26 protein-coding genes are annotated in these 25,256 nt (G+C 59.2%); 2 read left to right on the top strand and 24 right to left on the bottom strand.

Translation table 11 applies throughout. The annotated features are described in order from the left end of the window. The first annotated feature begins 20 nt into the window (after positions 1-20). Positions 21-1,571: a hypothetical protein gene (locus tag DAAHT2_RS04215; RefSeq protein ID WP_013163064.1), complete on the top strand. Its 1,551-nt coding sequence runs from the start codon at positions 21-23 to the stop codon at positions 1,569-1,571. A 71-nt stretch (positions 1,572-1,642) separates the two neighbouring features. Here the strand turns inward: DAAHT2_RS04215 and DAAHT2_RS04220 are convergent, their stop codons facing one another. The 19 genes from DAAHT2_RS04220 to DAAHT2_RS04310 form a co-directional block, all read right to left on the bottom strand. After that, entirely contained in the window at positions 1,643-2,575 is a 933-nt protein-coding gene (locus DAAHT2_RS04220) for an AAA family ATPase (protein ID WP_013163065.1), read from the bottom strand. Positions 2,576-2,733: 158 nt separating this feature from the next. Further along, positions 2,734-3,102 (bottom strand): hypothetical protein, encoded by a 369-nt coding sequence (locus tag DAAHT2_RS04225; RefSeq protein WP_013163066.1) that lies wholly within the window; start codon positions 3,100-3,102, stop codon positions 2,734-2,736. Positions 3,103-3,127: 25 nt separating this feature from the next. Then, positions 3,128-3,481 (bottom strand): PilZ domain-containing protein, encoded by a 354-nt coding sequence (locus tag DAAHT2_RS04230; RefSeq protein ID WP_013163067.1) that lies wholly within the window; start codon positions 3,479-3,481, stop codon positions 3,128-3,130. 100 nt (positions 3,482-3,581) lie between these two features. Further along, positions 3,582-4,235 (bottom strand): chemotaxis protein CheC, encoded by a 654-nt coding sequence (locus DAAHT2_RS04235; RefSeq protein ID WP_013163068.1) that lies wholly within the window; start codon positions 4,233-4,235, stop codon positions 3,582-3,584. A gap of 19 nt (positions 4,236-4,254) precedes the next feature. Continuing rightward, the gene (locus DAAHT2_RS04240; RefSeq protein WP_013163069.1) at positions 4,255-4,620 is read right to left on the bottom strand and encodes a response regulator; all 366 of its coding nucleotides are present in this window, start codon (positions 4,618-4,620) and stop codon (positions 4,255-4,257) included. 24 nt (positions 4,621-4,644) lie between these two features. After that, positions 4,645-5,259 carry a PAS domain-containing protein gene (locus DAAHT2_RS13785; protein ID WP_013163070.1) on the bottom strand — a complete coding sequence of 205 codons (615 nt, stop codon included), beginning with the start codon at positions 5,257-5,259 and terminating at the stop codon, positions 4,645-4,647. Positions 5,260-5,553: 294 nt separating this feature from the next. Beyond that, positions 5,554-7,317, bottom strand: coding sequence for a formate--tetrahydrofolate ligase (locus tag DAAHT2_RS04250; protein WP_013163071.1), 1,764 nt, complete (start codon positions 7,315-7,317; stop codon positions 5,554-5,556). Positions 7,318-7,538: 221 nt separating this feature from the next. Beyond that, positions 7,539-8,495, bottom strand: a complete 957-nt coding sequence (locus DAAHT2_RS04255; protein WP_013163072.1) for an FAD-dependent thymidylate synthase — start codon at positions 8,493-8,495, stop codon at positions 7,539-7,541. Positions 8,496-8,514: 19 nt separating this feature from the next. Further along, on the bottom strand, positions 8,515-9,741 hold the full coding sequence (gene nifS / locus DAAHT2_RS04260; protein ID WP_013163073.1) for a cysteine desulfurase NifS: 1,227 nt from the start codon (positions 9,739-9,741) through the stop codon (positions 8,515-8,517). Between the two features lie 2 nt (positions 9,742-9,743). Next, positions 9,744-10,577: a Fe-S cluster assembly protein NifU gene (gene nifU, locus DAAHT2_RS04265; RefSeq protein ID WP_013163074.1), complete on the bottom strand. Its 834-nt coding sequence runs from the start codon at positions 10,575-10,577 to the stop codon at positions 9,744-9,746. Between the two features lie 269 nt (positions 10,578-10,846). Further along, complete coding sequence (locus tag DAAHT2_RS13790) at positions 10,847-11,632, bottom strand: energy transducer TonB (protein ID WP_013163075.1); 786 nt, start codon at positions 11,630-11,632, stop codon at positions 10,847-10,849. Beyond that, the gene (locus tag DAAHT2_RS04275) at positions 11,629-12,009 is read right to left on the bottom strand and encodes an ExbD/TolR family protein (protein WP_013163076.1); all 381 of its coding nucleotides are present in this window, start codon (positions 12,007-12,009) and stop codon (positions 11,629-11,631) included. The genes DAAHT2_RS13790 and DAAHT2_RS04275 overlap by 4 nt, the downstream gene beginning before the upstream one ends. Then, positions 12,002-12,424, bottom strand: a complete 423-nt coding sequence (gene exbB, locus DAAHT2_RS04280; protein ID WP_013163077.1) for a TonB-system energizer ExbB — start codon at positions 12,422-12,424, stop codon at positions 12,002-12,004. The genes DAAHT2_RS04275 and exbB overlap by 8 nt, the downstream gene beginning before the upstream one ends. A 62-nt stretch (positions 12,425-12,486) precedes the next feature. Continuing rightward, entirely contained in the window at positions 12,487-13,101 is a 615-nt protein-coding gene (locus DAAHT2_RS04285) for an urease accessory protein UreH domain-containing protein (RefSeq protein ID WP_013163078.1), read from the bottom strand. Further along, on the bottom strand, positions 13,094-13,918 hold the full coding sequence (locus DAAHT2_RS04290) for an acyl-CoA dehydratase activase (RefSeq protein ID WP_013163079.1): 825 nt from the start codon (positions 13,916-13,918) through the stop codon (positions 13,094-13,096). The genes DAAHT2_RS04285 and DAAHT2_RS04290 overlap by 8 nt, the downstream gene beginning before the upstream one ends. Next, positions 13,915-15,210 carry a double-cubane-cluster-containing anaerobic reductase gene (locus DAAHT2_RS04295; RefSeq protein ID WP_013163080.1) on the bottom strand — a complete coding sequence of 432 codons (1,296 nt, stop codon included), beginning with the start codon at positions 15,208-15,210 and terminating at the stop codon, positions 13,915-13,917. The genes DAAHT2_RS04290 and DAAHT2_RS04295 overlap by 4 nt, the downstream gene beginning before the upstream one ends. Continuing rightward, complete coding sequence (locus DAAHT2_RS04300) at positions 15,200-16,195, bottom strand: 4Fe-4S binding protein (RefSeq protein WP_013163081.1); 996 nt, start codon at positions 16,193-16,195, stop codon at positions 15,200-15,202. The genes DAAHT2_RS04295 and DAAHT2_RS04300 overlap by 11 nt, the downstream gene beginning before the upstream one ends. Next, complete coding sequence (locus DAAHT2_RS04305; RefSeq protein ID WP_013163082.1) at positions 16,188-17,210, bottom strand: polyferredoxin-like protein; 1,023 nt, start codon at positions 17,208-17,210, stop codon at positions 16,188-16,190. The genes DAAHT2_RS04300 and DAAHT2_RS04305 overlap by 8 nt, the downstream gene beginning before the upstream one ends. Next, positions 17,210-19,273, bottom strand: coding sequence for a TonB-dependent receptor (locus DAAHT2_RS04310; protein WP_041718812.1), 2,064 nt, complete (start codon positions 19,271-19,273; stop codon positions 17,210-17,212). Before DAAHT2_RS04310 ends, DAAHT2_RS04305 begins: the two co-directional genes overlap by 1 nt. Positions 19,274-19,563: 290 nt before the next feature. Here DAAHT2_RS04310 and DAAHT2_RS14610 point away from each other — a divergent pair, with 290 nt between their 5' ends. Next, positions 19,564-19,716 carry a hypothetical protein gene (locus DAAHT2_RS14610; protein ID WP_013163084.1) on the top strand — a complete coding sequence of 51 codons (153 nt, stop codon included), beginning with the start codon at positions 19,564-19,566 and terminating at the stop codon, positions 19,714-19,716. 45 nt (positions 19,717-19,761) lie between these two features. Here DAAHT2_RS14610 and uvrC read toward each other — a convergent pair whose 3' ends face one another. The 5 genes from uvrC to der form a co-directional block, all read right to left on the bottom strand. After that, complete coding sequence (uvrC, locus tag DAAHT2_RS04320; RefSeq protein WP_013163085.1) at positions 19,762-21,594, bottom strand: excinuclease ABC subunit UvrC; 1,833 nt, start codon at positions 21,592-21,594, stop codon at positions 19,762-19,764. Between the two features lie 75 nt (positions 21,595-21,669). Next, positions 21,670-22,200: a V4R domain-containing protein gene (locus DAAHT2_RS04325; RefSeq protein WP_013163086.1), complete on the bottom strand. Its 531-nt coding sequence runs from the start codon at positions 22,198-22,200 to the stop codon at positions 21,670-21,672. Between the two features lie 88 nt (positions 22,201-22,288). Continuing rightward, complete coding sequence (locus DAAHT2_RS04330) at positions 22,289-22,795, bottom strand: hypothetical protein (RefSeq protein WP_013163087.1); 507 nt, start codon at positions 22,793-22,795, stop codon at positions 22,289-22,291. An 88-nt stretch (positions 22,796-22,883) separates the two neighbouring features. Next, positions 22,884-23,660 carry a response regulator gene (locus DAAHT2_RS04335; RefSeq protein WP_013163088.1) on the bottom strand — a complete coding sequence of 259 codons (777 nt, stop codon included), beginning with the start codon at positions 23,658-23,660 and terminating at the stop codon, positions 22,884-22,886. 129 nt (positions 23,661-23,789) lie between these two features. Further along, positions 23,790-25,253 carry a ribosome biogenesis GTPase Der gene (gene der, locus DAAHT2_RS04340; protein ID WP_013163089.1) on the bottom strand — a complete coding sequence of 488 codons (1,464 nt, stop codon included), beginning with the start codon at positions 25,251-25,253 and terminating at the stop codon, positions 23,790-23,792. Positions 25,254-25,256: the final 3 nt, after the last annotated feature.

Raw genomic sequence — 25,256 nt, forward strand, 5'->3', positions numbered from 1 at the left:
GATAAAAATGGGAGATGCCCATGCGTTGTCCTAAATGCGGTTTTATTTCTTTTGACGGTCAGGAAAGCTGCGGCAAATGCCATCGTGATCTGACCGAAATCGCCGGCAAACTCAACGGGACCGTCTACCAGGTGACTCCCCCCGCCTTCCTGGTTGAAGCCCTGAACGATATCACCACCGCCGGGGCAGAAGACGACGCCTTCGACCTGGAAGCCGCCGAGAGCGAAGAAAGCGCTTCGGCACCCTTTGAACTCGAGCCGGACAGCCCGGAACCGCTGACAGGAGATGAAGAACCAGGCGACCTCGACCTGGATCTCGATGACCTGGAACCAATGGCGGAACTCGCCGAAGAAGGTGCCGATGGGATAGAGTTCAGCCTGCCGGAGCCGGAAGAAACCACAACCGCAACGGGCGCTGAGTCCACCGCCGCCGATCTGGAACAGGAAACTGCCGGGCCGAGCGAAATGGAGTTGGAACTGGAGATGCCCGAACAGTTACCGCCGGAGCCGGAAGAAGTGGAGCTGGAATTTGCCATGCCGGAGCCGGTCGCTCCACCGGAGCCAGCCGCCCCAACTGAAACACCGCAACCGCCCCTACCCCAACCAGCAGCAGACGAACCGATCATCCCTGAGTTGGAACTGGCCCTGGAGGAACCGGAGTTGGCCGAGCCGGAACTGGAAACAGCAGCTCAACAGCCACCGGCGGCGGCCGAACCGGAAGAATCGGAGGAATCAGCAGGTTCGGAGTTGGAACTGAGCATGGAAATCCCGGAACTGGAAGAGCCATGGACGGGCACCCAGGCAAGTGCGCCACCGCCCGAGGAAGATAAACCGGCACTGGTTGAACCGGAAGGCCTGGATCTGGAACCCTCGCTGCCGGAGGAAGAGGCGGTGGCTGCACCGGCCCCCGAGGAAGAAGCCGAGGCGGGCAAAGCGACGGCAGAGGCACCCGCACCGGCGGGTATTGTCATGGAACCGGCCGCCGCTGCCCAGTCTTCGCCACCGGATAACCTGGAAGAAAAAGTAGCCGAAACGGCAGCCAGCGAGCTGGAGCCGGCGGAGTTCGACTTCGACAGCCTGGAGCCGTCGGCCATGGAGCCGACGGAGATTGAACTGGCCCCGCCGGAACCCAGTGATGCCGATTTCGATTTTGACACGGTAGAAGTAGATGAAACCACTGCGGGAAAGCTGGACCTGGAGGCGCAGGAAGAGGTTTTTGAGCTTGAAGGCGAGGAGACCGTCGCCCCGGGCGAAACAACTGCCGCTGCTGCCGCCGGCGCCCATGATGAAGAAACCCTTGACCTGGTTGACGCAGTGGCCAGTGATGTGGCCGATATGATGAGCGAACCCGAGCCGGCTATGCCGTCGGAAGAGGAGGACCGGAGACCACCGGTCAACATGGCCGCCCTGACCGACCTGACCGACCTGACCGACCTGGTGTCCCCCCGGCGCCCCGATGGTTCATCGCCCGGCTCGAGGGAACCGCAGGGAGAACAGGTGTTCGAGGATATTCTGGGGCTGCTGAAAGAGCCGACCACTACTGGAGCCGGCCCCGACAAGCGCCGGCGTTAGCGGCCCGCCATGGCAAAGGGCCGTTTTAGACCGGCGCCTGGCTCAAGCTGCCGATCGCCCTCCTCTACCGACTAGCGGAAGAGCTTATCGTTGTTGGCAACCTTGCGCACCAACTCACGGTAATCTTCCGCCCCGGTGGAGCCGGGAGCGAATTCGAAGATGGTCTGACCGGCCGAGGGTGATTCCGACAGGTGTACATTGTGCCGGATCGGCTTGCACAGCATGTGCCCGTACAACTCCTCAATCTTTTCGAGAATATTATTGCACTTCTTAACCCGTTGATCGTGAAAGGTGGGCAGAATGTACTTCAATGCCACCTCCTTGCGGTGCTTCTGGATGGCGGACAGGCTCTTGAGAAATTCCACCAGACCCTGCAGCGTCATAATCTCCAGCGAAACCGGGGTCAGCACCTCGTTGACATAAAACAGCACGTTGACCGTGAGCGGGTCCCAGCCCGGCGAGGTATCAACCACGATGTAATCAAATTGGTGCTCCAGTGGTTTCAGTGCCTCGGCAATGGTCAGCTCTCCGCCGAAGTCCTTGCGGTCAATCAAGCGCTTGAGGCCAGCCAGGGATTTCCCGCCAGCCAACAGCCAGAGCCGCTCCCGGGCCTTGAATACCGCTTCCTCCGGGGTCAGTTCTTCGGTCACCAGCTCGGTGAGCCCGCCTTTGGGCCGCACCCCCAACACAAAGCTGTCCTGCCCCTGCGTATCGGTATCAACCAGCAGCACCCGGTAACCGGCGTAGGCCAGACCGGCCGCCAGGTTGACCGAAGTGGTGGTTTTGCCAACCCCGCCCTTGCTGATACACACTCCGATCCGGCGCACCGGCTGCGCCCCGGGGGTCACCAGTGGTGAGGAGGGTTTTTGAGGGGAAGCGGCCGGTGCCGATGGCAAGGGAAATTGCTGCCCGCAATTTTTGCATTTCACATTCTTTACATTGGGAGGGATTTTGCCTTTTTCAATATTATATTGCTGCTTGCAGTGCGGGCAGATCAATAACATGTCTGTATCGCCTCCTCATTGGTCTATCAATATCAGATAAATTCAGGTAAGAGTTCACAGGGCGCCCAGGCTTACGGCAATCAGGCCGGCCCAGCGCAGATCAGGTACTCAAGCCGACCTGAGCGCTGCTTTCGGGGTGCTACTGGACAGTTTTACCGTCACGATTTATTTTGCAGCCACTGTGCCAGCAGGCTGTACTCCCGCTGATGTTCAAAGTCCTGTACCACAATCCGCACCGCCGCTTCCAGCAGGGCTGAGCGGGACGGGGGGCGACCATTGCCCACCGGAAAAAGCCGGTCAATCTCCGGCATCACCCTCTCCAGCCGCTCCAGAATCTCCGGGGTAAGGTAATGGGTCACCTTCTTTTTCTTGCCCGCACCGACATGGTCGGGCCATTTTCCGGCACTGTTGGTCGGCGGCTGTTGCTGCTGTAAAAAGCGGCTCAACTCATCCAATTCCAGTGAGCCATCCGACGCGCCACCGGTAAGCACATCGGTAAGGATATCATTATTTTTCCGTGAAGCCATGCCTTTTCCTGCCATTACTGGTTTGTTACTCATCGCTTTTGAACAGTTGGGCCCGCAAACGGGCAACATGGGCCAGCAAATGCTGCCTGCTCGTCTCATCCAGATCCACCAGGTCAATCCCGCAAAGATAGTCGTTACCCTCCCGGGAGATATGCACCACCTTGCCGGTGAGACGCAAGTCGACATCGCCCAGTTTAAGCTCCACGGCCAGCGGTGGCCCTTCAGGATCAAAAGCTTCCGGGGGCCGGAAACGGACGCCGATCCCGTGATTGCTCAAATTAAAGATCTCCCGTTCCCGGCCGTTGATTTTAACCGTTACTTCATCAAGCCCGGAAACCGGCAGCCGAAAGCTGTGGCGGGTAACCTGTTCCTGGTTCATTTATCCACCTATTTACCATGCAAGGGTTTCTTTTTTTGTTTACCCAAAGACCATTTTTGCCCACAAGCCTTGATTGGGCGCCACGCAACCGGAGCCCTGGTTAAAATTTGGCCATAAAGTTTTTAAGCGCCATCTTAAGCCATTGCATTGATTCCTCGCCGGCCACCAGAAAAAGAAAGCCTTTAACGTCCTTATCTTCAAAATTGAACACCGTTTTAATCAAAATCGCCATCTTGTCCGGATCATTGAGTTTGGAGGAAATGGCCTCACTGGAAAGGTTGTCGATCACCAGTTGCGGCACCAGCCGGGGAGGCGAAAACGAAACATTGTCGTCCAGCAACTCGGCCACCTTGCCGACACAGGCGCCGATCAAGATATTGCCAACCTCCAGCAGGGTCTCCTTTTCCAGCAAGGGGCTCTTTTCTCCCAAAGGCAGTTCATCATCGTCGTCGAACAGGCTGATCAGCCCTTTGCTGGCCGAAGAAGGAAAGGCCAGGAAGGCCGAACCGGTATATTTACCCCAGAAATTCTGTTCAATCATATTCAGGGTATCGTCGGTTTTGGTATCCTGCTTGATCCATTGCAAAAGGTCATCGGCCTTGAGAAACTCCACCTTGGGTGCGGTCAGCAGGATCCGGATATCCACCACCTTGGCAAGATCCGCGGAGGCCTTGCCGAAGGCAATGTTCATGACCTCCTCCAGGATCTTTGCGTCGTCTTGCGAGAATGCGGTTACCTCTTGAGATCTGTTCATTTTATCCCCGCTTTATTTTCTATATCAGACCAGTTTTGGCCAAACCGTCGGCAAGCGTTTCCGGCGAAGGCGGTTTTGGGATAACCATGGCGGCCCCCAAAGCCATAACCTTCTCATAAGCTTTCGGCTGAATATCGGCGGTAAGCACGATTACCAGCGCGTCGGGATCGACCTTTTTAATCTCCGCCAGAGCCTCAAAGCCATCCATCACCGGCATAGTGAGATCCAGCAGGGTTGCATCCGGCCTGACTTCCTGGAACTTTTCCAGCCCCTGGCGACCGTCATCGGCCTCATACAGTTCAAAATCATGCCCTTTGGGCAGGCATTTTTTAATTATCGACCGTGATACGGGTGAATCATCAACAACCAGCAGTTTTTTGGCCATAATCAAGTCCCCTCCAGACAACGTTTATCGATTGCTACCGGCAATCTCCGAAAGGATATCCACCAGTTGATCACCAATAACCGCATGGGTATCCTTATCTTTCGGCGACTTGCCATGTTTGGCCAACACCTCCTTGCTGGAGGTCGGCAGCAGTTCATCCAGAATAGATTGCGCCGCTTCCGCCGGAATTTCCTCTTTGTCGACATACTTTTCCAGCAAGGTCAACAGGGCGGAGGCCAGGTTGGTTTCGTAAATGTAGGCCTCGGTTACATCGTTCACCGAGATGTAGACGTACTCAATCTCCTTGTTTTCGTTTCGCAACGGGCCCATGGTGCAGCTCTGCTGCATGTAGTTGATTTCTGATACGAAATTGCTCTCCGGCTTGAAAGGAAAAATGTAACCGTAAAGCTTCTGGGGGAAGAAGTAGTGGTTGCCAAAGGTTACCACTGCCCTGAAATTACGAAGAAATTTCTTGTTTCTGAAGTGCGGGTAGTAATCGAAGATGGCAGCCCCTTTGATTTCGTTAAAGGGGATGCCGCTGTGTACTGCCATCCAGCGATTCCAGTATCTAATCCTGAAGTCCCGGTCGAGAATAACCAGCCCCAGGTCGATGGAATCCAAAATCTGATTAAGAATCATTAGCGGCTTGTCGTGGTAAATTCCCTGCCTTATCGGCAGTATAAGTTGATAGTTTCAAACAAATTAAGCCCTGACCACAATTTGCAGGTATCTTATAGTAAACAATCAGATTTAGCAAGAAATACATCATTCTGCGCCCGGCGGGCAAGCTTTGGCATCACTTCACTGGAAGCTTCGGCAGAGTTGGCGCCAGAACAAAAAAAGGCACCCGGTGGCGGAAAGCCACCAGGTGCCTTTTTGTTGTGCGGCAAGTAAACAGCCCGTTGCAAAACGGTGGCTGTTAGCCGGTCTGGATTAGAATACGCCCTTAACCTTGCCGGTTTCCACGTCGACATCGATCCGGCGGTAGGCGGGATCGGAGGCGGTACCGGGCATCAGGCTGATGGCCCCGGCCACTGGCACGACGAAACCGGCCCCCTTGTAGGTAAGGATGTCGCGCACCGGCAGGGTCCAGCCCTTGGGTACACCCTTGAGGGTCGGGTCGTGGGACAGAGACAGATGGCTCTTGACCATGCAGGTACCCATTTCCTTCATCTCCGGGTCGGCTTCCATACGCTTGAGCTTGGCCTTGGCATCCGGGGTGTAGCTGACGCCGTCGGCCCCGTAGACCTCCTTGGCGATCAGTTCGATGCGTTTTTCAAGCGGGGTGTCCAGCTCGTAGAGGAAACGGAAATCGTTCTCTTCCTCGCAGGCATCCACCACCGCGTCGGCAAACTCCAAGGCCCCGTCGCCGCCGTGCTCCCAGTGGCGTGACAACGCCACCCGGGCCCCGGCCGCTTCGCAGAGCCGCCGTACGGCCTTGATCTCGTTGTCGGTATCGGTGTAGAAGGCGTTGATGCAGACCACCGGATTAATCCCGGCCTTCTTGACCGTTTCGATGTGATGCAGAAGGTTCTTGCAGCCCTCTTCCACCCAGCCGACGTTCTCCTTGCCGTACTCTTCCGGCATGGGCCGGCCCGGTACGGGGATGGGGGCACCGCCGTGGCACTTAAGCGCCCGGATGGTGGCCACCACCACCGCACAGTGCGGCTTGAGCCCGGAGTAGCGGCACTTGAGGTTCCAGAACTTCTCAAAACCGATATCGGCACCGAAGCCGGACTCGGTAACGTTGTAATCGGCCAATTTCAGGGCCACCCGGTCGGCGATAACCGAACTCTGGCCAATGGCGATATTGGCAAAAGGACCGGCGTGCACCACCACCGGCTGACCTTCCAGGGTCTGCATCAGGTTGGGGTTAAGGGCCTCCACCATCCAGGCGGTCATGGCCCCGGCCACGTCCAGATCGGTGGTGGTGATGGGCCGATCCTGCTTGTCGTAGGCCACCACGATCTTGCCGATCCGCTCACGCATGTCCTTGAGATCCTTGGCCACCGAGAGGATGGCCATGATCTCGGAGCTTACCGCGATGGCAAAGCTGCTCTGCATGTTGAAACCATCCATCTTGCCGCCCTGGCCGATGGTGATGTTGCGCAGAGCCTGGGCGCAGTAATCGATGATCCAGTTGAACTCCACCTTTTTGGGATGGATATCCAACCGTTTCAAGCCGCGTTTGGCCAACTGCTCGTCGGTGTAATTGGCCTCGTGCTGCATCCGCGAGGTAAGCGCCACCATGCCCAGGTTGTGGGCGTTCATAATGGCGTTGATATCACCGGTGAGCCCCAAAGAGAACGGGGTCAAGGGGATGCACTGCGCCAGACCGCCGCCGGCGGCGGAACCCTTGATGTTCATGGTCGGACCGCCGGAAGGCTGGCGAATGGCGCCCACCACCGACTTGTTGCGCTTGCCCAGGCCCTGGACCAGACCCATGGCGCAGGTGGACTTGCCCTCGCCCAAGGGGGTGGGGGTGATGGCGGTGACATCGACATACTTGCCGTCGGGCTTGTCTTTGCAGCGATCCAGAATCTTGCGGTAGTCGAGCTTGGCCACGTAATGGCCGTGGGGCAGCAGTTCCTCTTTTTGCAGGCCCAGCATCTCGCTCAGCTCGAAGACGTCTTTCATGCGGCTTTCCGCCTCTTCCGCAATTTCCCAGTCCGCATGTTTGGTCGGATCTAATGCCATGGTGTTTCCCTCCTTAGTTTTGCCTTGGTTAATAATGAAAGGTTGCCGGAATATCTTCCGAATGGTTGAACCGTTGAAGAAACCTCACCCCAGTGCCCTTGCATATCCTGATCCCCGCTTCACTGCCGGCGGCCGGGCCGCTACTCGTAAGCGATCACGGGGCACCATGTGACCGCTTACTCCTTGGATTATCGTCACCCATGGGTATCCATCAGTTACCGCTACTCCCCCTGCAGGGCGTCAAAGACCCCCGGAAAACGCCTTTGCATTTCGAGCAGCAGCGGGTTCATCACCTCGCGCATGGAAGGTTCCGCCGCCCGGGTGGTACGCAGGCGAAAGATGTGCAGCCATTCCAGCAGGTTGGCGTAAACGATTATTTCAGTCTTGCAGGAGTTGGGCAAAACGGTGCGGGCCGCCTGGGGGGAGGAGGTTTCCAGCAGTTGCAGATAAATCTTTTCGCACCCCTGCATGGCCTGCTGCCAGAGCCGGTATTCCTCACTGCCCTCGGCATAAAACAGCGGCCGGATAAAGGTTACTTCGTTGCCGAACTTGTCCTGGGAATAACGGCAGTAACGCTGGCTTTCCTGGAGAAAGGAACAGGGCCGGTGGCGGACCAACTCATGGGTTACCGCCCGGTTGGTGATAAAGCGCACCGCCAGGTGCCGGTGCTTGACCAGCAGGTCGGCAGGCAGGGCGTCCACCTCGGCCAGGGTTAATTTTTCCACTTCCACCCCGGTCTGGGGCAGAAAGCCGCGCTTGCCGGCGAGATCAAAAAAAAACAAAGGGTGGCGCTGGGCCAGCATGGCGGTCATGCCCTTGACCAGCTTGACGTTGCCGCAGTTCTGGTAAATCTCCCGGAAGGCCCGGACGGTACCGCTGACCAAAAGCATCTTTTCCTTTTTGGCCGGCCGGTCGATCTGCATGTATTTGGGCTGGGCGGCCAGGAACTGGTCGATGATGGCTTCGGTCTCGCAATAGACCCGCAGCGACAGGGCTGCCATTTCCATCACCGAGTTGTGCCCATACTCCATGACCTTGCGGATGAAAGGTTCGGCCGAGCTGTCGGTGATCCTGTCTTCGCTTTTGTAGCAAAGCCGGCCGCAGCTTTCAATCCGCCGGGCCATGCTCTGGCGGTCGAGATCATCGAGTATGGTGGCCGAAGCCGGCACAATCCGCATGGTTCAACTCCTCTCCGGTTCAGGAACACTCACAGCGACAGCCGGTCCCACCCACCGAGCCCTGGTGGCTGGACTGCCAGAACGGCGACATCTCGCGGAGCTTGGCGATAATTCCCGGCATCTTGGCGATCACGTAGTCAATTTCTTCCTCGGTATTGAAGACACTGAGGCTTAAGCGCACCGAGCCGTGGGCGGCGGTGAAGGGAACCCCCATGGCCCTGAGCACATGGGAGGGCTCCAGGGAGCCGGAGGTGCAGGCGGAACCGGAAGAGGCACAGATCCCGTACTGATCGAGATGCAGCAGGATGGACTCCCCTTCCACATATTCGAAACTGATGTTGGTGGTGTTGGGCAGCCGCTGCTCTTTGTGACCGTTTAAGATGGCGTTGGGAATTTGGCTCAGCAGCCCCTCTTCCAGCTTGTCGCGCAGTTGCCGTACCCGGCTGTTTTCTTCTTCCAGGCGGGCGGCGGCCAACTCGCAGGCCTGGCCCAGGCCAATGATGGAAGTGACGTTTTCGGTCCCGCCCCGGCGCCCCTTCTCTTGGTGGCCGCCGATGATCAGCGGGGCAAAAGGGGCTCCCTTGCGAACATAGAGCGCGCCGACCCCCTTGGGGGCATGCAGTTTGTGACCGGAGATGGAAAGCAGGTCGATGGCCGACTCAGCCATGTTGATGGGGATCTTGCCCACCGCCTGCACGGCATCGGTGTGAAAGAGCACCCCTCGACTTTTGGCTATTTTAGCCATCTCCTCCACCGGGAAGAGCACCCCGGTTTCGTTGTTGGCCCACATCACGCTGACCACCGCGGTGTCATCGTTCAAGGCAGCTTCATACTGTTCAAGGTCCAACAGGCCATCACGATCCACCGGCAGTTTGGTCACCCGGTGTTTGTGGCCGGTGAGCCGGTCGAGATGCTCGCAAAGATGCTTCACCGCCGGGTGTTCCACCCGGGTGGTGACGATATGGCGTTTTTCGGGAAAGGCCTGGAGGGCGGCCAGAATGGCAGTGGAGTCGCTCTCGGTGCCGCAGCTGGTAAAAACAATCTCCTCGGCGGTGGCCCCGATCAGTGAGGCCACCTGCTGGCGGGCGGTGGCCAGGGTGCGACCAACTTGGCCACCGAAGGAGTGCATGGAGGAAGGGTTGCCGTAAAGTTCGCCGAAATAGGGCAGCATGGCCTCCAACACGGCAGGGTCGACCTTGGTGGTGGCGTTGTTGTCCAGGTAAATAACCGGGGGCTGATCAGCCATGATTAACGGGCCTCCTCGACGATCAGGCTATCGAGCACCTGTTCGCGCAGCTTCTTCTCCACGTATTCCTTCAGGGTGAGCTTCGATTTTTTACAGGTGACGCAAGCGCCGCGCAGGGCCACGGTGACAAAATCGCCGTCGAGGTCCACCAGTTCGATGTCTCCCCCGTCCTTGCGCAGCGCCGGCCGGATCTCCCGCTCGAAAAGCTCCTCGATCATCTTGATCTTCTGGATATTGGTCAGCTTTTTGGCCGGCTCGGCGGCCGGTTCCGCCTTGCTCTCCTGCCGTTCTTCCCGCAAAATCTCTTCCAGCCGCTCATGGCAACGGCCGCAGCCGCCGCCGGCCTTGGTGAAGTTGGTGATCTCCTCCACCGACTTGAGCTTGCTTTCATGAATGGCCCGCCTGATCTCCAGGTCGGTGACCCCGAAACATTCGCAGACCACCTCGCCCTGAGCCATGGGAATGGGGATGCCACGATAGTTGGCAATGGCCGCCTCCAGGGCCTCGCGCCCCATCACCGAGCAGTGCATCTTTTCCTTGGGCAGCCCACCAAGTTCCTGGGCGATATCCTCGTTGCTGATCTTCTCGGCTTGATCCAGGGTCAACCCCTTGATCATCTCAGTTAAGGCCGAGGAAGAGGCAATGGCGCTGGCGCAACCAAAGGTTTTGAACTTGGCGTCGGCGATTTTGCCGTCCGGGCCGAGTTTGATAAAAAGCTTCAGGGCATCACCGCAGGCCAGGGAGCCCACCTCGCCAATGCCGTCGGCATCGGGAATTTCCCCAACGTTACGGGGGTTCATGAAATGCTCCCGTACCTTATCCGTATATTCCCACATTCCAAACCTCTAGCGCCGGCACCCGCCGGACAAATGGCGGCTGCATTTTATCAATTGACCGTTTAGCGCCTGCCAACGAGGCCTAACTGGTCGTATTTTTCCCCAAAAGAGCGAAGGACCATGAGACGGCCGGGGCCCCAGCACAGCAGCCCAAGGCCACAAATCACGACAGGATAATTTGTCATTACCTAAAAATCAACGTAAACCTTGAGGGTGGGCAGGACAACGTCCAAGTCATTTGGTTGTGGTTAGTGGCCGAGCCTCCGGCGTCAGCCAAGCCGGTAGGTAACCGGGACCACCAGGATGGCCCTGGCCGGGGGACTGGGGAAGGGAGCTGATTTTTTTATGGTCTGCACGGCATTGTCATCCAGCAGGGAGAAACCGGAGCTTTCCATCACCTCGATGTTTTCCACCCCGCCGTCTTCCAAAATAACAAAGGAAACCAAAACCTTACCCTCCCAACCCATGCGCCGGGCCAGGCGCGGATAAACAATCCCCCGCTGGATCTCTTCCATGATGTAGTGGAAGTTGACCTCGAGATACTGGTCAACCAAAGGAGGTTCGGTGGGCGGCGATGGGCCGCCGGCCGGACCGGCGGCCAGCTCCTCGGAAGGGGCGCTGGCCCCCGGTCCGATCTCGGCAAGGCTCTGTGGCGGAGAGAATGGTTCGGGGCCGGCCGCCGGCGCCTGCTCCGGCAACTCTTGCGGCAGGGGTGGCACTGCCACCGGCGCCGGTTTCGGATCCGGTTCGGGTTCCGGTTCCGGTTCGGGCTCCGGTTCGGCAATGGGTAGTAGTACCTCGGGTTCACTTTTCAGCGGCTTAGCCGCGGCCAATTCCACCGACGGCTTCACCGGTGGCTCAACAGGGGCCACCGCCACCTCTGCAACTGCCGGCGGCGCCGGTGCCGCCGCCGGACCGGGGCCGTGGCTGATGGAAAAATCGATGACCAGCAGGTCCGGTTCGGTGGGAGTCAACCGCACCATCGCCACCAGCAACAACACCAGTGCTCCGTGCACCAGGCAGGAAATGATAAGGCCGCGCCACCGGTAACTCATGAAATCTTTTCGGTCTGCAGGCTGACCCGGGTAAACCCGAGCTCTTTAACCACATCCATCACCTCCACAAAGGTCTGCAGGGCAATGGAACGGTCAGCCTTGATCAGAATGGGCAGGGAGCGCTCTTTATGCCCCAGGCTCCGGCGCAGTTCGGCCAGTGATACCTCCCTGGCCTCAAGATAAAGATTGCCCCGGGCATCAACTTCAATGGTGCTCGGCTCTAACGGTGCGGCTTCCGACGAGGCGGCCTCCGGCAGTTGCACCGGAATGGCCCCGGCGGCAATAAAGGTCGAGGTGGTGAGCACGATCACCAGCAGAACGAGCATTACATCCACCAGCGGAATCACGTTCATGTTGTTGAAACCCTGCTCATCCATGCCTGATCTCCCAGTTGGTTACCAGTACCTTTACCCGCCGCTGCAGCAGGTTGTAGGCGGTCACCGCCGGAATCGCCACCAGCAACCCGGCGGCGGTTACTTTCAGGGCCAGGGACAGGCCCACCATAATCTGACCGGCATCCATCCGGCCGCTGGCCCCCATGTCGTAAAAGGTCAGCATAATTCCCAGAACGGTGCCCAACAGCCCCAGGTAGGGGGCATTGCGGCCGACGGTGCCGATCAGGTGCAGATTACCCGTCAACTCCAGTTCCAGCTTTCTCTTATCCTTGAATTCATCAAGCCGCAGGTTCCGGTAAACCATGAGCCGCTCGATGACGATGGCCAGCACCACGATGCTCATCAGGATGAGCAAACCGATAATGCCGTAATCTACCGTATATTTAATCCAATCCATAACAACTCACCTCCTGCCGTAACAATCAATTTGGACTCGCTAAAACCGCCACCGGCACCTCGCTAAACCGCGGTGAGCAGCCGCCAGCCCATGGTCAACATAATCAGCATACAGGCACCCTGCAGCCAGGGCTTGATTCCGGCGCATTGCCGCCGGATTTGCTGGCCGATCAGGGCCAGTCCACCGCCGGCGATAAGCAGCGGAGAAATCATCAAGGCCGTGCCGTAAAGCAGCCCGTAACCGCCACCGGCCAGCCAGGAGCCGCTGGCTGCAGCCAAAACCAGAATGGCCGCCAGCGGTGGACAGGGGACCAAGCTGGTGGCCATACCCAGCAACAGCAACGAGCCCCGCTTACCCGCCTGCGCCGGCCGGGGCCGGCAACCCTCTTTGGCAAACAGCGGCAGCAGCAGGGCCGCCCCGATCAGGGCCAGGCCAGGGATGAGCCGCTGCTGTTCGGCCCCGATGGTCAGCACCTGCCCCAGCAGCCCGGCGACGGCCCCCAGGAAGGCGTAACTCAAGGCCTTGCCCAACATGAAGAAAAGGGCCGCCAACAGCCCGTCGCGAAAACCACTGCCACACCCCAGCAAGTAGGGCCCCAGCCAGGGCAGGCAGCTTAAACTGCAGACCGTGGAACCGTACGCCAGCCCCAGCAGGAAAATACCCGCCGGCTCAAGCATTTTCCCCTTCCCCCTCGCCGGCCAACTCTTCGCCGGTCTCCAGGGCCAGCAGGGCCGCACCTAAAGCGGTGGTGATCTGCGGGGTGGGCGGCACGATCACCGGCCGCATCAGTTCATCTTCCAGAGCCGCCACCAACCCCTGGTTGCGGGCCGGCCCACCGTCGAAAAACACCGCGCCTTCGCCGGTAAAACGTTTGGCCAGCCTGGCCACCCGTTTGGCGATGGAATAATGCACCCCGGCGATCAGTTCCTCTTTGCCGTGGCCATTGGCCAGCAGGCTGATGATTTCCGACTCGGCAAAGACCGTGCAGGTGCTGTTGATGGTCAGGGGCACCCCCTGGGCCCGCATATGCAACGCGCCCAGCTGGTCCACCTCCACTTCCAGGTTGCGCGCCGTCATCTCGAGGAAACGGCCGGTACCGGCGGCACACTTGTCGTTCATGGCAAAGTTCTGGATCTGCCCCTCCCCGTCCAACTGGATCACCTTCAGGTCCTGGCCGCCGATATTGATGATGGTCCGCACCGGCTCCCCTTCCCGGCTGAAGGCCACCGCCCCTATGGCATTGGCGGTTATCTCGCTGATGGTCTCATCGGACTCCTTGAACAACTTACGGCCGTACCCGGTGGAGAAGATATAGGCCACATCTTCACGCTGCAATTGATGATCGGCCAGCAAGCCGGCAAAGGCATTCATGGTGTTCTGATGGAAATGACTACCGGTTGGGCAGGTGGCGTCGGCCACCAACCGTTGCTCCTGATCCACCAGCACCAGCTTGATACTGGTGGAGCCGATATCGATGCCGCCGTAATATTTCATATTTCCCTCTTTTTCCTGGCCGTCTTTCTCTTGCGAGCCTTGATCGACTCAATAAAGGCCTCCACCCGGGTGGAAAGCTGGCCCGAGTCCTCGGGGCTGTAATCGGTTTCCACATAGAGCATGGGAGTTCCCCGGGCGCTCAAAATTTCATTGACCTGCCGGCGTTCCATCTCATAGGGCAGACAACCGGAAAAGGCCTGGTAAACCACGCCATCCACCGCAAATTCGTCGATCATGGCGAGCAGCTTGCGCAGGCGGTCGTGGTTGGGGGTCAGACAGGGGCAAGTGCATGGTTTCAGGTAACGGTCGGCCACCGCCGGCACCATATCATTGAGCCCCGCCTCGTCATAGGCCACGGCATCGGAGAGCAGCCGGGTGGAAGAACATGACTCGTCGGCGACGATGATGCCGCCGGATTGCTCCACCAGCACCGGCAGTTTGAAGTTGGGAAAGATCGGCGGCGAACCGGTAAACAGCAGCCGCGGTGCCCGCCGGTTGGTAACCCGGACCTCTCCCTGGCGGCGCTGCTCAAGCTCGGCCAGCAACGCCTCCACCGCCTGGCACCAGCGCTCGATATCGGCCAGAAAATAGGCGTTGTAGACCAAAAACAGGTCGGATCCCAGGATCAGGGGCGGGCGGTTGCCCCGCAGGCGGTGCAACTGCCGAAACAGGGCCGCCGCCCGGCCCACCTGGCCAATGGCCTGCCTTAATCCGGCGGCGGTTACCCGGCGGCCGACCATGCGCTCCAGGGCGATGGCGAACTGCTTGACCGACTCCTGCCAGTAATACCGGGACAGCTCACTATCCTTGCCGGCCGGCATCTCCAGGCTGTAAACCGGGTAGCCCAGGGCGGCAAGCTGTTCGCAGGCCTTCTTTTTCTGATCGCAGGTGGTGGGCACCACCACCCCGCCCAGGTCCTCCCCCCACAAAGACTGGTTAAGCTTGAGCATCCCCAGGGTGGAGCGCACCACCGGGCAGGATTTGGCGGGCATGAATTCGGCCCCCACCTGATCGTAAGCATTAGCGCCGCTGCACAGCCGCCAGGGGTATGCGCCGACGGCCAGGATCAACTCCTGGGGCACCTGCATGCACATGGTGGCGACAATTTTACGCCCGCCGGCCAATGAGGCCGGCCCCGCACCATTGGCCAGATCACGGAACAGGGAATAAAAATAGTCCATGGCCGCCAGCCGTTCGGGAAATTCCGCCAACCTTTGCAGGGTCTCCTCCCCTTCCATGGCCAGATGCAGCCGGGTGGTTTTGCGCATCCGCTGCCCTAATTCATGTTCCATTGTTTTTCCTGTCCATTCGTTTAAAAAAACCTTCAGCGGTGGAGCTGTACACCGGCAGGGTCAGGAATCTGGCCTGCAGGCAGTCATCCTCCGGGCAAACCTCGATGCATTTGCCGCACATCATGCAGTCGTCCTGGACGATATTGTAACTCTCCAGGTCGTCGGCGATGGCTCTAATGCCCACATCACAGGCCCGGTAGCAGTTGCCGCAGCGGGTACACTTGGCACCGTTTTTGGTCAGCCGCAACAGCCCGAGCCGGGAAAAGATATAGTGGAAAGCGCTCATGGGGCAAAACAGGCAGAAAAAGCGGGGCTTGACCAGCGAGCCGATAATAAACAGACCGGTGATCGCCATCCCCAGGGCGGTCAGGGTCAATTTGGCCACCGAGCTGAAATCGATGGCCAGCTGGCTGAAATCGCCGGCGAACAGCGGCAGGATGGTACGCCCCGGGCAGATCATGCAGAATGGCACCCCCCAATCGTGACTGAGTTTGGGCAGACCGAAAAAACTGTTGCCGATGGCCATGGGAATCAGGATCAGCAACGCCAGCAGGATATATTTGATTTTGCCGAGGCGCTGAAAAACCGGCTCGGAGTAGGTGGCGGGACGGATTTTCAGCTTGCGCCGCAAAGCGCTTAACCAGTCCTGGATGGTCCCCAAAGGGCAGACAAAACCGCACCAGGCCTTGTTGAAGAACACAAAAAAGGCCACAAAGGTGGCCAGGCCGATCAAAATCGCCATCCCGCGGCCGCCGAACCACTCCGGCCAGGGGGTGACCATCTGGTGCTGGAACCCCAGCAGGTAGCAGGCGCCGCCGTGCAGGTCGCTGTACAAACAGGCAAAGGTGGGCAAATGATTACCGACGTTGATGGCCAGGTAACCACCATATATCAGCAAGGCAAAGGAAAAGAGCTGCACATGAAAACGGAACCGGCTGAGGTTGCCGCGGTTGACGGCCCGTTGCAGGTTTTTCAGGCTATTCATCAAAAACAACCCCCCGATAGGGCCGCCGGCGTCGTTCCCGGTATAGGTAGACCCCGCCCCCGCCGGCGATCATCATCGTGGCCGCCAGCAGCAGCCCGGAGGCGTAGGAGGAATACTCCCGCTCCGGCGGGGAATAGACCCAGGGGTGGGTGATTTGATAACTGACTGCGCCATAGGGCTCACCCCGGAACTCGCCTGTTTTTTCCGTCCGCCAGCGGGCGCTTACCTCGAAGGGGCCGCGATGGCTGCGCCGAAACTCCTGCCACAGCGAGGGGTAGTAATCGCGGATCAACTGGATGCGGGCCATCCCCTGTTCATCGCTGGTTACTGTTTTCCGCCAGCCCTGCTCGGTGGTGAGGGTTACTTCGGCCCCGGCCACCGGCGCCCCGTAAGAAAGCACGGTGATCCGCAAGTTGTCGCCGGACCTCACCGCGGCGTGAAAATTGCGGCTCCAGAGATCATCCACTACGATTTCAAACGGCACCGTGTCGAGCTGTTGAGGGTTGATCAGGTCCGGATTGAACTTCCCGTCATGGCCCCAACGGCAGCTGTGGTGCATGGTGATCCATTTGGCCACCCGCACCGCCAGCACCCCGTCTTCAACCCCCTCTTCCACCAGATAAACGTTATGGGCGCCATGGGTCGGGCCATCCCCCGGTGGGGTGGCAAAAGTCAGCCGGGGGCTGGCCCCCAGGATCAGCTCCGGCTCGAACACCGCCCCGTCGGGCCGGCGGACATATGCCCTGATCGCGGCCCCGCGCCGGTACTGGTTGAGATGATAGGTACGCTGGGAAACCGGGCGGTGTTCCGATTCCAGCCTCGGCCCACCGTTACCCCGTCCCCCGCCATGCCCGACATGCCCCTCGGCACACTCCTCCCCCGCCGCGGCGGCCGAATCAACCGGCGGGGCCAGGGTAAGGCGCAGGGGTGGCAATTCGTCGGCCACCACCGCTGACAGCAGCCCAGGTAGCAACCAAAACATCAGCAGCAGTGCTGTCTGGCGGACGACCACCATTACCCGTTGCCCCCCCAACGGTAGGAAAGTCCGGCAAAAAAGGTCCGGGGTGAGCCGGAGTACAGCCCCATGCCGGTAACACTGGTTGAACTTTCAGAAACATAGCTGGCATACTCCTTGTCGGCCAGGTTGTTGACGTGGGCCCACAACGACCAGCTCTGCCAATTGTAGGCCGCCCGCAGATTGAACAGGGTCGGCCGGGAATAGGTCAACTCGTTGGCGTTATCGGCGTACTGCTGGCTGATCTCATCCATTTCCAGCTCGACCTCGAAACCCTCGTAAGGCAGGACGGTCAAGCGGAGATTGAGCCGGTGTTTGGGCGAGCGCGGCAGCCAATTGCCGGAGTAGTCGACCCCGGCGTCACGGAAGCGGTCGAACTTGTTCTCGGCGTAGGTGTAAGACATTCCCAGCCTGGCCCAGGCCACCAGGGCGTAATCGGCGGCAAGCTCCAGGCCGGTATGCTCGGTCTTGGCGGCATTGCGGTACTCCGAGGTAAAGGGACCGGTGGTGACGTCGACGATTTTTTCCCGGATGGTCATATGGTAGAGGGCCAGATCGACGCTGGCCCGGCCGTCAAGGAGAATGCTACGCAGCCCGACTTCATAGTTGTCGGCCTTTTCCGGGTCCAGATCGGGATTGCGCAACCGCGAGGTAAAGAGCTGGCTGGTGGTGGGCACCACAAAACCCTGGGAATAGCTGCCGTAGAGATTGAGGTGGGGCAAGGGATTGTAGGTTAAACCCACTTTCGGGCTAAGGCGGGAAAAACTCTGTTTTCCTTCCATGCCGGCAGTACCCAGCAGGTTATCGGTTAAATCGTAGCGAGCCCAGTCATAGCGGGCTCCCGCCTGCAGTTTGAGATTATCGCCCAGCCGGCGATCAAGCTGCAGGTAAGGCGCCGCCGCGTCGGTTTCGATATCATAGGAGTCCCGCAGGCCGGTTACCGTGTAAGAGGTATATTTTTTGCTCACCGGATCGCGGGTTACCGCCAGGTTGTATACCTCGGCCTCATGCTTGCTGGTCTGCAGATCGAGCCCGCTTACCAGTTGGCTTTCAACGGAGGGAAGCTCCCGGGCATAGAGCAGTTGCAGGTCGATGTCATACCCCTCGATGTCGGAATAGGTGCTCAGGGCCTGGACATTGGGGTCACCGAACACCGGCCGGAAGCTGTAACCGGGATAGACCACATGGTCGATCCGACGATAGCCCAGGGTAAGGTCGAAATCACCGCCGGCCAGGTCGGTGGCGTATGAAATCGCCGGCGCCACCTTTTCCATTTCCACATTGGCGAAGGTGTGATAACTCTGCTGCCAGTCATCGTTGAAATCCTGCTCATCCAGGGAACCGGCGGTGTTGTTGTCGAACTTGACATAGTCAAAGTTGAAGGTCCAGATGGAGGCCCCGGCGGTAAAGTGTTGCAGTCGGATATTGGCCGCCTGTCGTTTGCTCTCGGTGTTTTCCCGCCAACCGTTGCGGTCTTTGAAGTTGAAATCAACGTTGTAGCTCAGCGATTGGGAGGTGCCGCTGGCATATGCCCCGCCCCGGTATTCATCATACTCGCCGGCCTCGCCCCAGGCGGTGACCTGCGGCTGGGCGGTGGGTTTTTTGGTGATCAGATTGATCACCCCGCCGATGGCATTGCTGCCGTAAAGGGCCGAGGCCGGCCCCTTGACCACCTCGATTCGTTCAATATTGGCACTGTTGATCTCGCGAAAGTTGACCCCGCCGCTGCCGTAAGTTCGGCTGGGGCGGCCATCGATGAGCACCAGGGTGTAGGGATTGGTGAAGTGGGTGGGCACCCGGATGGAGGTCAGTTCCTCATCGCCGCCGAAGTTGCTGGTCAGGACCCCGGGCACCCGCTGCAGAATTTCCCCCGCATTACGGTATTTGACCCGCTCCACCTCGTCCTGGCCGATGACCTCGATGGTGGCGGTGGAATCCTGCCGCTGTTCTTCAATGCGCGACGAGGTTACCACCACCTCACCCAGTTCACGTTTGATCTCTCCGGCCAGGGCCGGTCCGGCCAGAGCCCCGACGGCTACAATGGTGATAACTCCCCGTTTCATCCCACTCTCCCCTTGCATGGTGATCTTGTCCGGTGATCAATTGATCGCGGTGACAATTAAAAGGGGAAATTATAACCGGCTTTGCCGGTGCGACAATGTGGCGAATTGTCGCACCGGCATGGTTAGTGCCAAGCATGCCGAGCGTCATCCACTCGCGAAAAACAGCAAGACACTGCCAAGGCACTGCCAAAACACTGATGGATTGGCAAAAACGGCAAGCTGTTGTAAAAGATTACAGGCGGGAGATGGAGGCGCTGGACAATAAGCAACGACAGCAGCGAGGAAGCACCATGAGTGACAAGCGCAAAAAGAGGCGGGCCGCACAGCGCCGCCTGGTCAAACAGCAGCAACGGCGCAAGACGCCGATAACTTTCTGGACCATCGTTATCGTCTGCGTAGCAGCCCTGGCCCTGTTTCTGGCCCGGGCCACCCGCCTGCTGTAACCGACCGGCAGGTTAGCACCCTCGGTGAACGGTTACACCGGCCGCTCAGTTGGCCGCCGGCGTTTCTCCATCCCGGGGAAGCTGCAGGTGCCGATGAATAACCGCCGCCAACTCCGGGCCGATACCGGGAACGGCGGCCAGTTGCTCCGGCGTGGCGGCGGCGACCCCGGCCAGGCTGCCCAGCTGTTTAAGCAGGGCCTGTTTGCGCCCGGGCCCCACCCCGGGAATTTCTTCCAGCCTGGAAACAAGCTGTTTTTGGCGCCGCAGCCGGCGGTGGAAGGTGATGCCGAAGCGGTGTGCTTCATCCCGGATCTTCATAAAAAAAAGCAACACCGGGGAGTGCTGGGCCAGCTTCAGATGGTTTTTTCGGCCCGGCCGAAAGAGGCGCTCCCCCGACCCTTCCCGATCCTTGGCAATGGAAACCAGTTCCGGGCCGGGCAGCGCCAGCTCGGCAAGCACCGCCTGGGCCACCCCGAGTTGCCCCTTACCGCCATCCAGCACCAGCAAATCAGGCAGGGTTTCTGCCGCGGCGGCACGGCAAAGATGGCGCAGCAGCACCTCCCGCATCATGGCATAATCGTCGGGGGTGGCAAGATTACGGATATGAAAACGGCGGTAGCGGGAGCTTTCCTTCTCCCCCTGCCGGAAAGAGACCAGGGAGCCGACGGCCTCCCGGCCGCCCAGGTTGGAAATATCCAGGCATTCGATCCGCTGGGGGCTGCTGGTCAGCCGCAGGGCCCGGCGAATCTCTTCCCCCAGGGAAAGCCAACCGGCCTGCTGCTTTTCCCGGGCCGCCAGCAGTTGGCCGGCATTGTCGCCGGCCATGGTCACCAGCGCTTTTTTGTCACCCCGCCGAGGAACCAGCAACCTCACCGGACCGCCCCGTTTTTCACTCAACCATTCCGTAAGCGCCGCCGCACCTTCGGCCGGCAGGGGCAGCAAGATGCTCCGGGGAATCGGTCGCTGGGGATGTTCGTAGAAGCGGCGCAGCAGTTCTGCCAGCACCTCATCATCCTCCCCCACCGGTTCGGCCAGAAAAAACTCCCGTTTGTCGGCCAGGGCCCCTTCCCGGATGAACAGCAGGGCCGCCGCCACCTGCCCGTGCCTTCGTACCAGGCCAAACACATCAAGGTCCACCCGCTCCCGGCCCAGCACCACCTGCTTTTCCAGGGTCTGATTAAGGGCCCGGATTTGATCCCGCAGGGCGGCAGCTTCCTCAAAGTTCAACCCGGCGGCGGCCTCCTGCATGCGACCGGTCAGCTCCCGGGTCAGCTCCCGTTTGCGGCCTTCCAGAATCGCCAGCACCTGACTTACCCGCTGCCGGTATGCCTCCGGGGTGATGGCCCCGATACAGGGAGCGGGGCACCGCCCCATTTGGTGGTTAAGACAGGCCCGCTGGCCGGGGGCGAACTTTTTGGCCTTGCAGCGGCGCAGGGGAAAAAGTGAGTTGAGCAGGCGCAGGGTCTCCCACATGGCCGCCGGCGAGGCGTAGGGGCCGAAGTAGCGGGCGCCGTCTTTGCTCACCCGGCGGGTCATCAGCAGCCGGGGCCATTCTTCCTGCACCGTTACCTTAAGATGGGGGTAACTCTTGTCATCGCGGAGAATTACGTTGTAACGGGGGCGGTGCTGCTTGATCAACCCGGCTTCCAGGATCAGGGCTTCCTTTTCGGTGCGGGTGAGCACGGTGTCCACTTTGGCCACTTTGCCCAGCATCACCGAGGTCTTGCTGCGCCCCGCCGGATCGATCCGGCTGTAAGACTGCAGGCGCTTGCGCAGGCTGACGGCCTTGCCCACGTACAACACCTGCCCGCCGGCGTCCCGCATCAGGTAGACCCCGGGAGCATCCGCCGCATCGGCTATCATCACCGGGTCAAACATAACTTGCAGGCAACACCATGCATTCTGATCTGAACTGAAGCATCAATTCCCCGCTCACTCCTGCCGGCTTAGCTGCTATGGCGCTTTTACCGGCTTAACTTCAAAACGGCAGACCCGATCTCCAGTGCACCAGCAATCGGTTTCCTTAACCATGAAGTCATCGCCCAGATATGCGGCAAACAGCCCGGCCAACAAGCCTTCGTCGAAGGTGCAAAGCATCTCGTTGCTTTCCGGCAGCCCGGAGCAGTCCAAATCCTCGGCCACAGTCAGGGTGAAGCGGTTGTTGTCCAGATCGGCCTTTTCCACCTTCAACAGGCCGATGGATTGCTCCTCCAGCAGATCGGTGAGTTGTTGGACGAAATGGGTAAAATCCTCCGGGGCCGCCAACTGCTGATACATGGCCTTACCGGCCTGCTGCCCGGCCTCGTAAAAGATCCTGTTGGCCAGCTCCACTCCGACATGCCTGATCATCGCATCCCGCAGGGTAAACTGCATAAGGCGGTAGGCCATAACCGTGGTCCGCGAACCCAGAATGGGACGCCCCCAGATAATGTCGCCCAACTGGTTCCAGTCAAACTGCGGGCTGTCCCGTTCCTCGTTAAACATAGCCACACCTTTTTTTAAGGTCAATCGTTGCCGGGCCCGACGGATGCCAGCGACCACCCACGGGCTTGAACCCCGCAAACAGCTGTCTTCATTCGAGCTCCGGGGGGCATAATGACAACCAGGCAGAGCAGGACGGAGCCTGCTCAAGACCCAGGTGTCGCAAAAAATCAGCCAGCTGCGACGAGGTGCAATTCAAGCAGGAAGTGCGGGTGCCGGCCTGCACCTCGTGCAGTTCATTATCCAGAAAAGCGGTCAGGGCCGCAACAACTTCCTGCTGCAACTCAAGGCAAGCGGGCAACTGGTGGCGCTCAATAAATTTTTCCAGCCTTTGCCAGTTCCAGATCACCCGGCCAATCCCCCGGTAAAGCGCTAAATCACGGTTGCCAGGCTCCAGATCCCGCAACAGTATCTCCCGGTAACGGGCGATGGCCTGCCCCTGCAAATAATCAAGTTCGGCGGCGGCCAGCTCCAGGCCGGGACCCTGGGGATCGTCGCTTAAGTAATAAAGGGAGTTGTAGTAGGCGATTTCCGGGATCTCCCCGGCATGACGCACAATCAATCCTTCATCGGTGAGTAGTTGTTGACGTTGATCCATAGCTGGCTGGGGAGAGGTAAAAGGCAGAAAAATTCTGATAAGGCAGGCAAGCGATATTCAGCCCCGGTCATGGGGGGCGGGCCCGCACTCAGTCTTCGGCGATGACATCCGGGGCCTGAGCGGCCAGCCACTTGATCAGTTTACTGAGTTGACGCTCCACATCCCGTTCCATGGTGCCTGGGTGAAAATAGAGAGCCAGTTGAAAATCAAGGGAGGTGGGATGAAAGGTATCGGTAGCCTCCAGGCGTACTATCCGGCCGAACAGCCCGCTGATCAGCGAGGTTTCCTGTTCCAGCCCGGCGGGGTCCTGCAGTTTGAGTTCCAGTTCCGCCATACGGAACAGTCCCAGAGCGGGGTCAAACTTCATTCCGCCCAGGGCGGCGCCGGTCCGGCTGATATCAAGCAGCCTGCCACTGAAAATCTTTTTATCTACCCGCAGCGTGGCCACATGTTCCGGCAGGGCATAGCGCTGTTCCCGGCGCCGGTTCATGACGTTGAGCGAGGAGCGGATTTTCTTCTCCAGCTCATTGGCGGTAAACGGCTTGACGATGTACTGGGTGACCCCCAACTGAATGGCCATGATAATGAAATCACGATCCCCGTTGGTGGTCATCATGATAAAGGGAATTTCTTTCAGCTTGGCATCGTTGCGGACCTCGTAGAGCAGCTCTTCCCCGCTGACATTGGGCATATTCCAGTCGGAAAGGATGATGTCGACCTTCTCCCGCCGCAAAATCTCCAGGGCCATCCGCCCGTCTTCCGCCAGAAAGATCTGCTCAGGGGCGAAAATAAGCCGCAGGGTGCGTTCCACCAAGGTGCGGATGGTGGCGCTGTCATCAACCACCAGAAAGGATATTTTATACAAGGCCAACCCCTGCTCGTATTAGCTCTATCTACCTGTTTGGAAAACAAAATATGTGCTCAAGTTGCCCCAGTTGCCCTTTGGTGTCAAGAAAATATTAATCATTGTGGCACCCTCCGGTGCTCCCTGCGGTCAGCGTTTGTGTCGGAAGAAAATCCGCAGAGGGACCTGCTCCAGCCCCAGGGCCTCTCTAAAGCGATTAACCAGAAAACGGGAGTAGGAAAAATGGATCCCCTTGGGATCATTGGTAAAGATGATCAAAGTGGGTGGCGAAGAGGCAATCTGGGTCACATAATTAAGCTTCACCCGGCGCCCCTTGTGCAAAGCGGGGGGATGGGCCTGCACCGCCTCCTCAAGAATCCGGTTAAGGACGGCGGTGGTGAATTTGCGCCGATACTGTTCAGCCACTTTATCGATAAGGGGAAAGAGTTTCCCCAAACCGTGGCCGGTGAGGGCGGATACCCGGTGGACCGGGGCGTAGCCGGCGAAATGCACCGCCCGCTTCACATCCTCCAGCAGCCGCTGCTGCTGTTTGCGATCATGCTCAATCAGATCCCACTTGTTAAGCAGAACCAGGCAGGCCCGGCCCCGTTCCAGGCCGTAACCCAGAACTTTGGTGTCCTGCTCGGTCACCCCTTCCAGGGCATCGATCACAATCAGAGCCAGATCACAGCGTTCCAGCGTGCGCAGGGCCCGCAGCACGCTGAACTTTTCCACCTTTTCATGGACCTTGCCCTTGCGCCGAATACCGGCGGTGTCGATGAGCAGATACTTTTTATCCGCCCGGGTCAGCAGGGTGTCCACCGAATCCCTGGTGGTTCCGGGCAGGTTGGAAACCACCATCCGCTCTTCCCCCAGCAACCGGTTGATCAGCGACGACTTGCCGACGTTGGGGCGACCAATAAAAGCCACCCCCACCGTGTCCTCGGCGCTTACTTCCTCCCCCGGCTCTTGCGCAGGCGGTAACTCGGCCGCCACCCGGTCCAGCAGGTCGCCGATGCCCTGGCCATGCTCGGCGGAAACCGGCCATAATTCTTCCACCCCCAACTCGTAAAAGGTCGGCAGCAGTTTGGCCGCCTGCTCCGGGGCGTCAATTTTGTTGATCAGGTAAAACACCTTTTTTCCCGAGCGGCGCAGGATCTCCACCACCTCCTGATCATCGGGCAGGATCCCCTCCCGGCCGTCCAGCAAAAAAAGTACCACATCGGCTTCAGCCACCGCCTGGCTGGTCTGCTCCTGGATCAGGCGATTGATCTCAGTGGTGGTGTCGCTTTCCAGCCCACCGGTGTCCACCAGGATAAAACGTCGATCATTCCAGGTGATTTTTTCGTAGTGTCGATCCCTGGTCACCCCCGGGGTGGGATCGACAATGGCCTTGCGGCTGCCGGCCAGGCGGTTGAACAGGCTGGATTTGCCGACGTTAGGACGCCCCACCAACGCTACCAGCGGTAAAAAACCTGCCGCAGCACCGCATCTTGGGGCGATCGCCCCGGCTTGCGTACCTGGGGTACGCGGCGCCGGGGCGCTTGCCCCAACCTGCGGCACTGCGACAGGTTTTTTGGGGGTTGTGGATGTTTTTTTTTGGTTTTTGGGCATTTT

The sequence above is a fragment of the Desulfurivibrio alkaliphilus AHT 2 genome (genome assembly GCF_000092205.1).
Taxonomy (GTDB): domain Bacteria; phylum Desulfobacterota; class Desulfobulbia; order Desulfobulbales; family Desulfurivibrionaceae; genus Desulfurivibrio; species Desulfurivibrio alkaliphilus.

Excerpts from the sequence above, each read along its gene's own strand:
- DAAHT2_RS04215 (WP_013163064.1), top strand. The coding sequence starts at position 21 with ATGCGTTGTCCTAAATGCGGTTTTATTTCTTTTGACGGTCAGGAAAGC.
- DAAHT2_RS04220 (WP_013163065.1), bottom strand. The coding sequence starts at position 2,575 with ATGTTATTGATCTGCCCGCACTGCAAGCAGCAATATAATATTGAAAAA.
- DAAHT2_RS04225 (WP_013163066.1), bottom strand. The coding sequence starts at position 3,102 with ATGGCTTCACGGAAAAATAATGATATCCTTACCGATGTGCTTACCGGT.
- DAAHT2_RS04230 (WP_013163067.1), bottom strand. The coding sequence starts at position 3,481 with ATGAACCAGGAACAGGTTACCCGCCACAGCTTTCGGCTGCCGGTTTCC.
- DAAHT2_RS04235 (WP_013163068.1), bottom strand. The coding sequence starts at position 4,235 with ATGAACAGATCTCAAGAGGTAACCGCATTCTCGCAAGACGACGCAAAG.
- DAAHT2_RS04240 (WP_013163069.1), bottom strand. The coding sequence starts at position 4,620 with ATGGCCAAAAAACTGCTGGTTGTTGATGATTCACCCGTATCACGGTCG.
- DAAHT2_RS13785 (WP_013163070.1), bottom strand. The coding sequence starts at position 5,259 with ATGATTCTTAATCAGATTTTGGATTCCATCGACCTGGGGCTGGTTATT.
- DAAHT2_RS04250 (WP_013163071.1), bottom strand. The coding sequence starts at position 7,317 with ATGGCATTAGATCCGACCAAACATGCGGACTGGGAAATTGCGGAAGAG.
- DAAHT2_RS04255 (WP_013163072.1), bottom strand. The coding sequence starts at position 8,495 with ATGCGGATTGTGCCGGCTTCGGCCACCATACTCGATGATCTCGACCGC.
- nifS (WP_013163073.1), bottom strand. The coding sequence starts at position 9,741 with ATGGCTGATCAGCCCCCGGTTATTTACCTGGACAACAACGCCACCACC.
- nifU (WP_013163074.1), bottom strand. The coding sequence starts at position 10,577 with ATGTGGGAATATACGGATAAGGTACGGGAGCATTTCATGAACCCCCGT.
- DAAHT2_RS13790 (WP_013163075.1), bottom strand. The coding sequence starts at position 11,632 with ATGAGTTACCGGTGGCGCGGCCTTATCATTTCCTGCCTGGTGCACGGA.
- DAAHT2_RS04275 (WP_013163076.1), bottom strand. The coding sequence starts at position 12,009 with ATGGATGAGCAGGGTTTCAACAACATGAACGTGATTCCGCTGGTGGAT.
- exbB (WP_013163077.1), bottom strand. The coding sequence starts at position 12,424 with ATGGATTGGATTAAATATACGGTAGATTACGGCATTATCGGTTTGCTC.
- DAAHT2_RS04285 (WP_013163078.1), bottom strand. The coding sequence starts at position 13,101 with ATGCTTGAGCCGGCGGGTATTTTCCTGCTGGGGCTGGCGTACGGTTCC.
- DAAHT2_RS04290 (WP_013163079.1), bottom strand. The coding sequence starts at position 13,918 with ATGAAATATTACGGCGGCATCGATATCGGCTCCACCAGTATCAAGCTG.
- DAAHT2_RS04295 (WP_013163080.1), bottom strand. The coding sequence starts at position 15,210 with ATGGAACATGAATTAGGGCAGCGGATGCGCAAAACCACCCGGCTGCAT.
- DAAHT2_RS04300 (WP_013163081.1), bottom strand. The coding sequence starts at position 16,195 with ATGAATAGCCTGAAAAACCTGCAACGGGCCGTCAACCGCGGCAACCTC.
- DAAHT2_RS04305 (WP_013163082.1), bottom strand. The coding sequence starts at position 17,210 with ATGGTGGTCGTCCGCCAGACAGCACTGCTGCTGATGTTTTGGTTGCTA.
- DAAHT2_RS04310 (WP_041718812.1), bottom strand. The coding sequence starts at position 19,273 with ATGAAACGGGGAGTTATCACCATTGTAGCCGTCGGGGCTCTGGCCGGA.
- DAAHT2_RS14610 (WP_013163084.1), top strand. The coding sequence starts at position 19,564 with ATGAGTGACAAGCGCAAAAAGAGGCGGGCCGCACAGCGCCGCCTGGTC.
- uvrC (WP_013163085.1), bottom strand. The coding sequence starts at position 21,594 with ATGTTTGACCCGGTGATGATAGCCGATGCGGCGGATGCTCCCGGGGTC.
- DAAHT2_RS04325 (WP_013163086.1), bottom strand. The coding sequence starts at position 22,200 with ATGTTTAACGAGGAACGGGACAGCCCGCAGTTTGACTGGAACCAGTTG.
- DAAHT2_RS04330 (WP_013163087.1), bottom strand. The coding sequence starts at position 22,795 with ATGGATCAACGTCAACAACTACTCACCGATGAAGGATTGATTGTGCGT.
- der (WP_013163089.1), bottom strand. The coding sequence starts at position 25,253 with ATGCCCAAAAACCAAAAAAAAACATCCACAACCCCCAAAAAACCTGTC.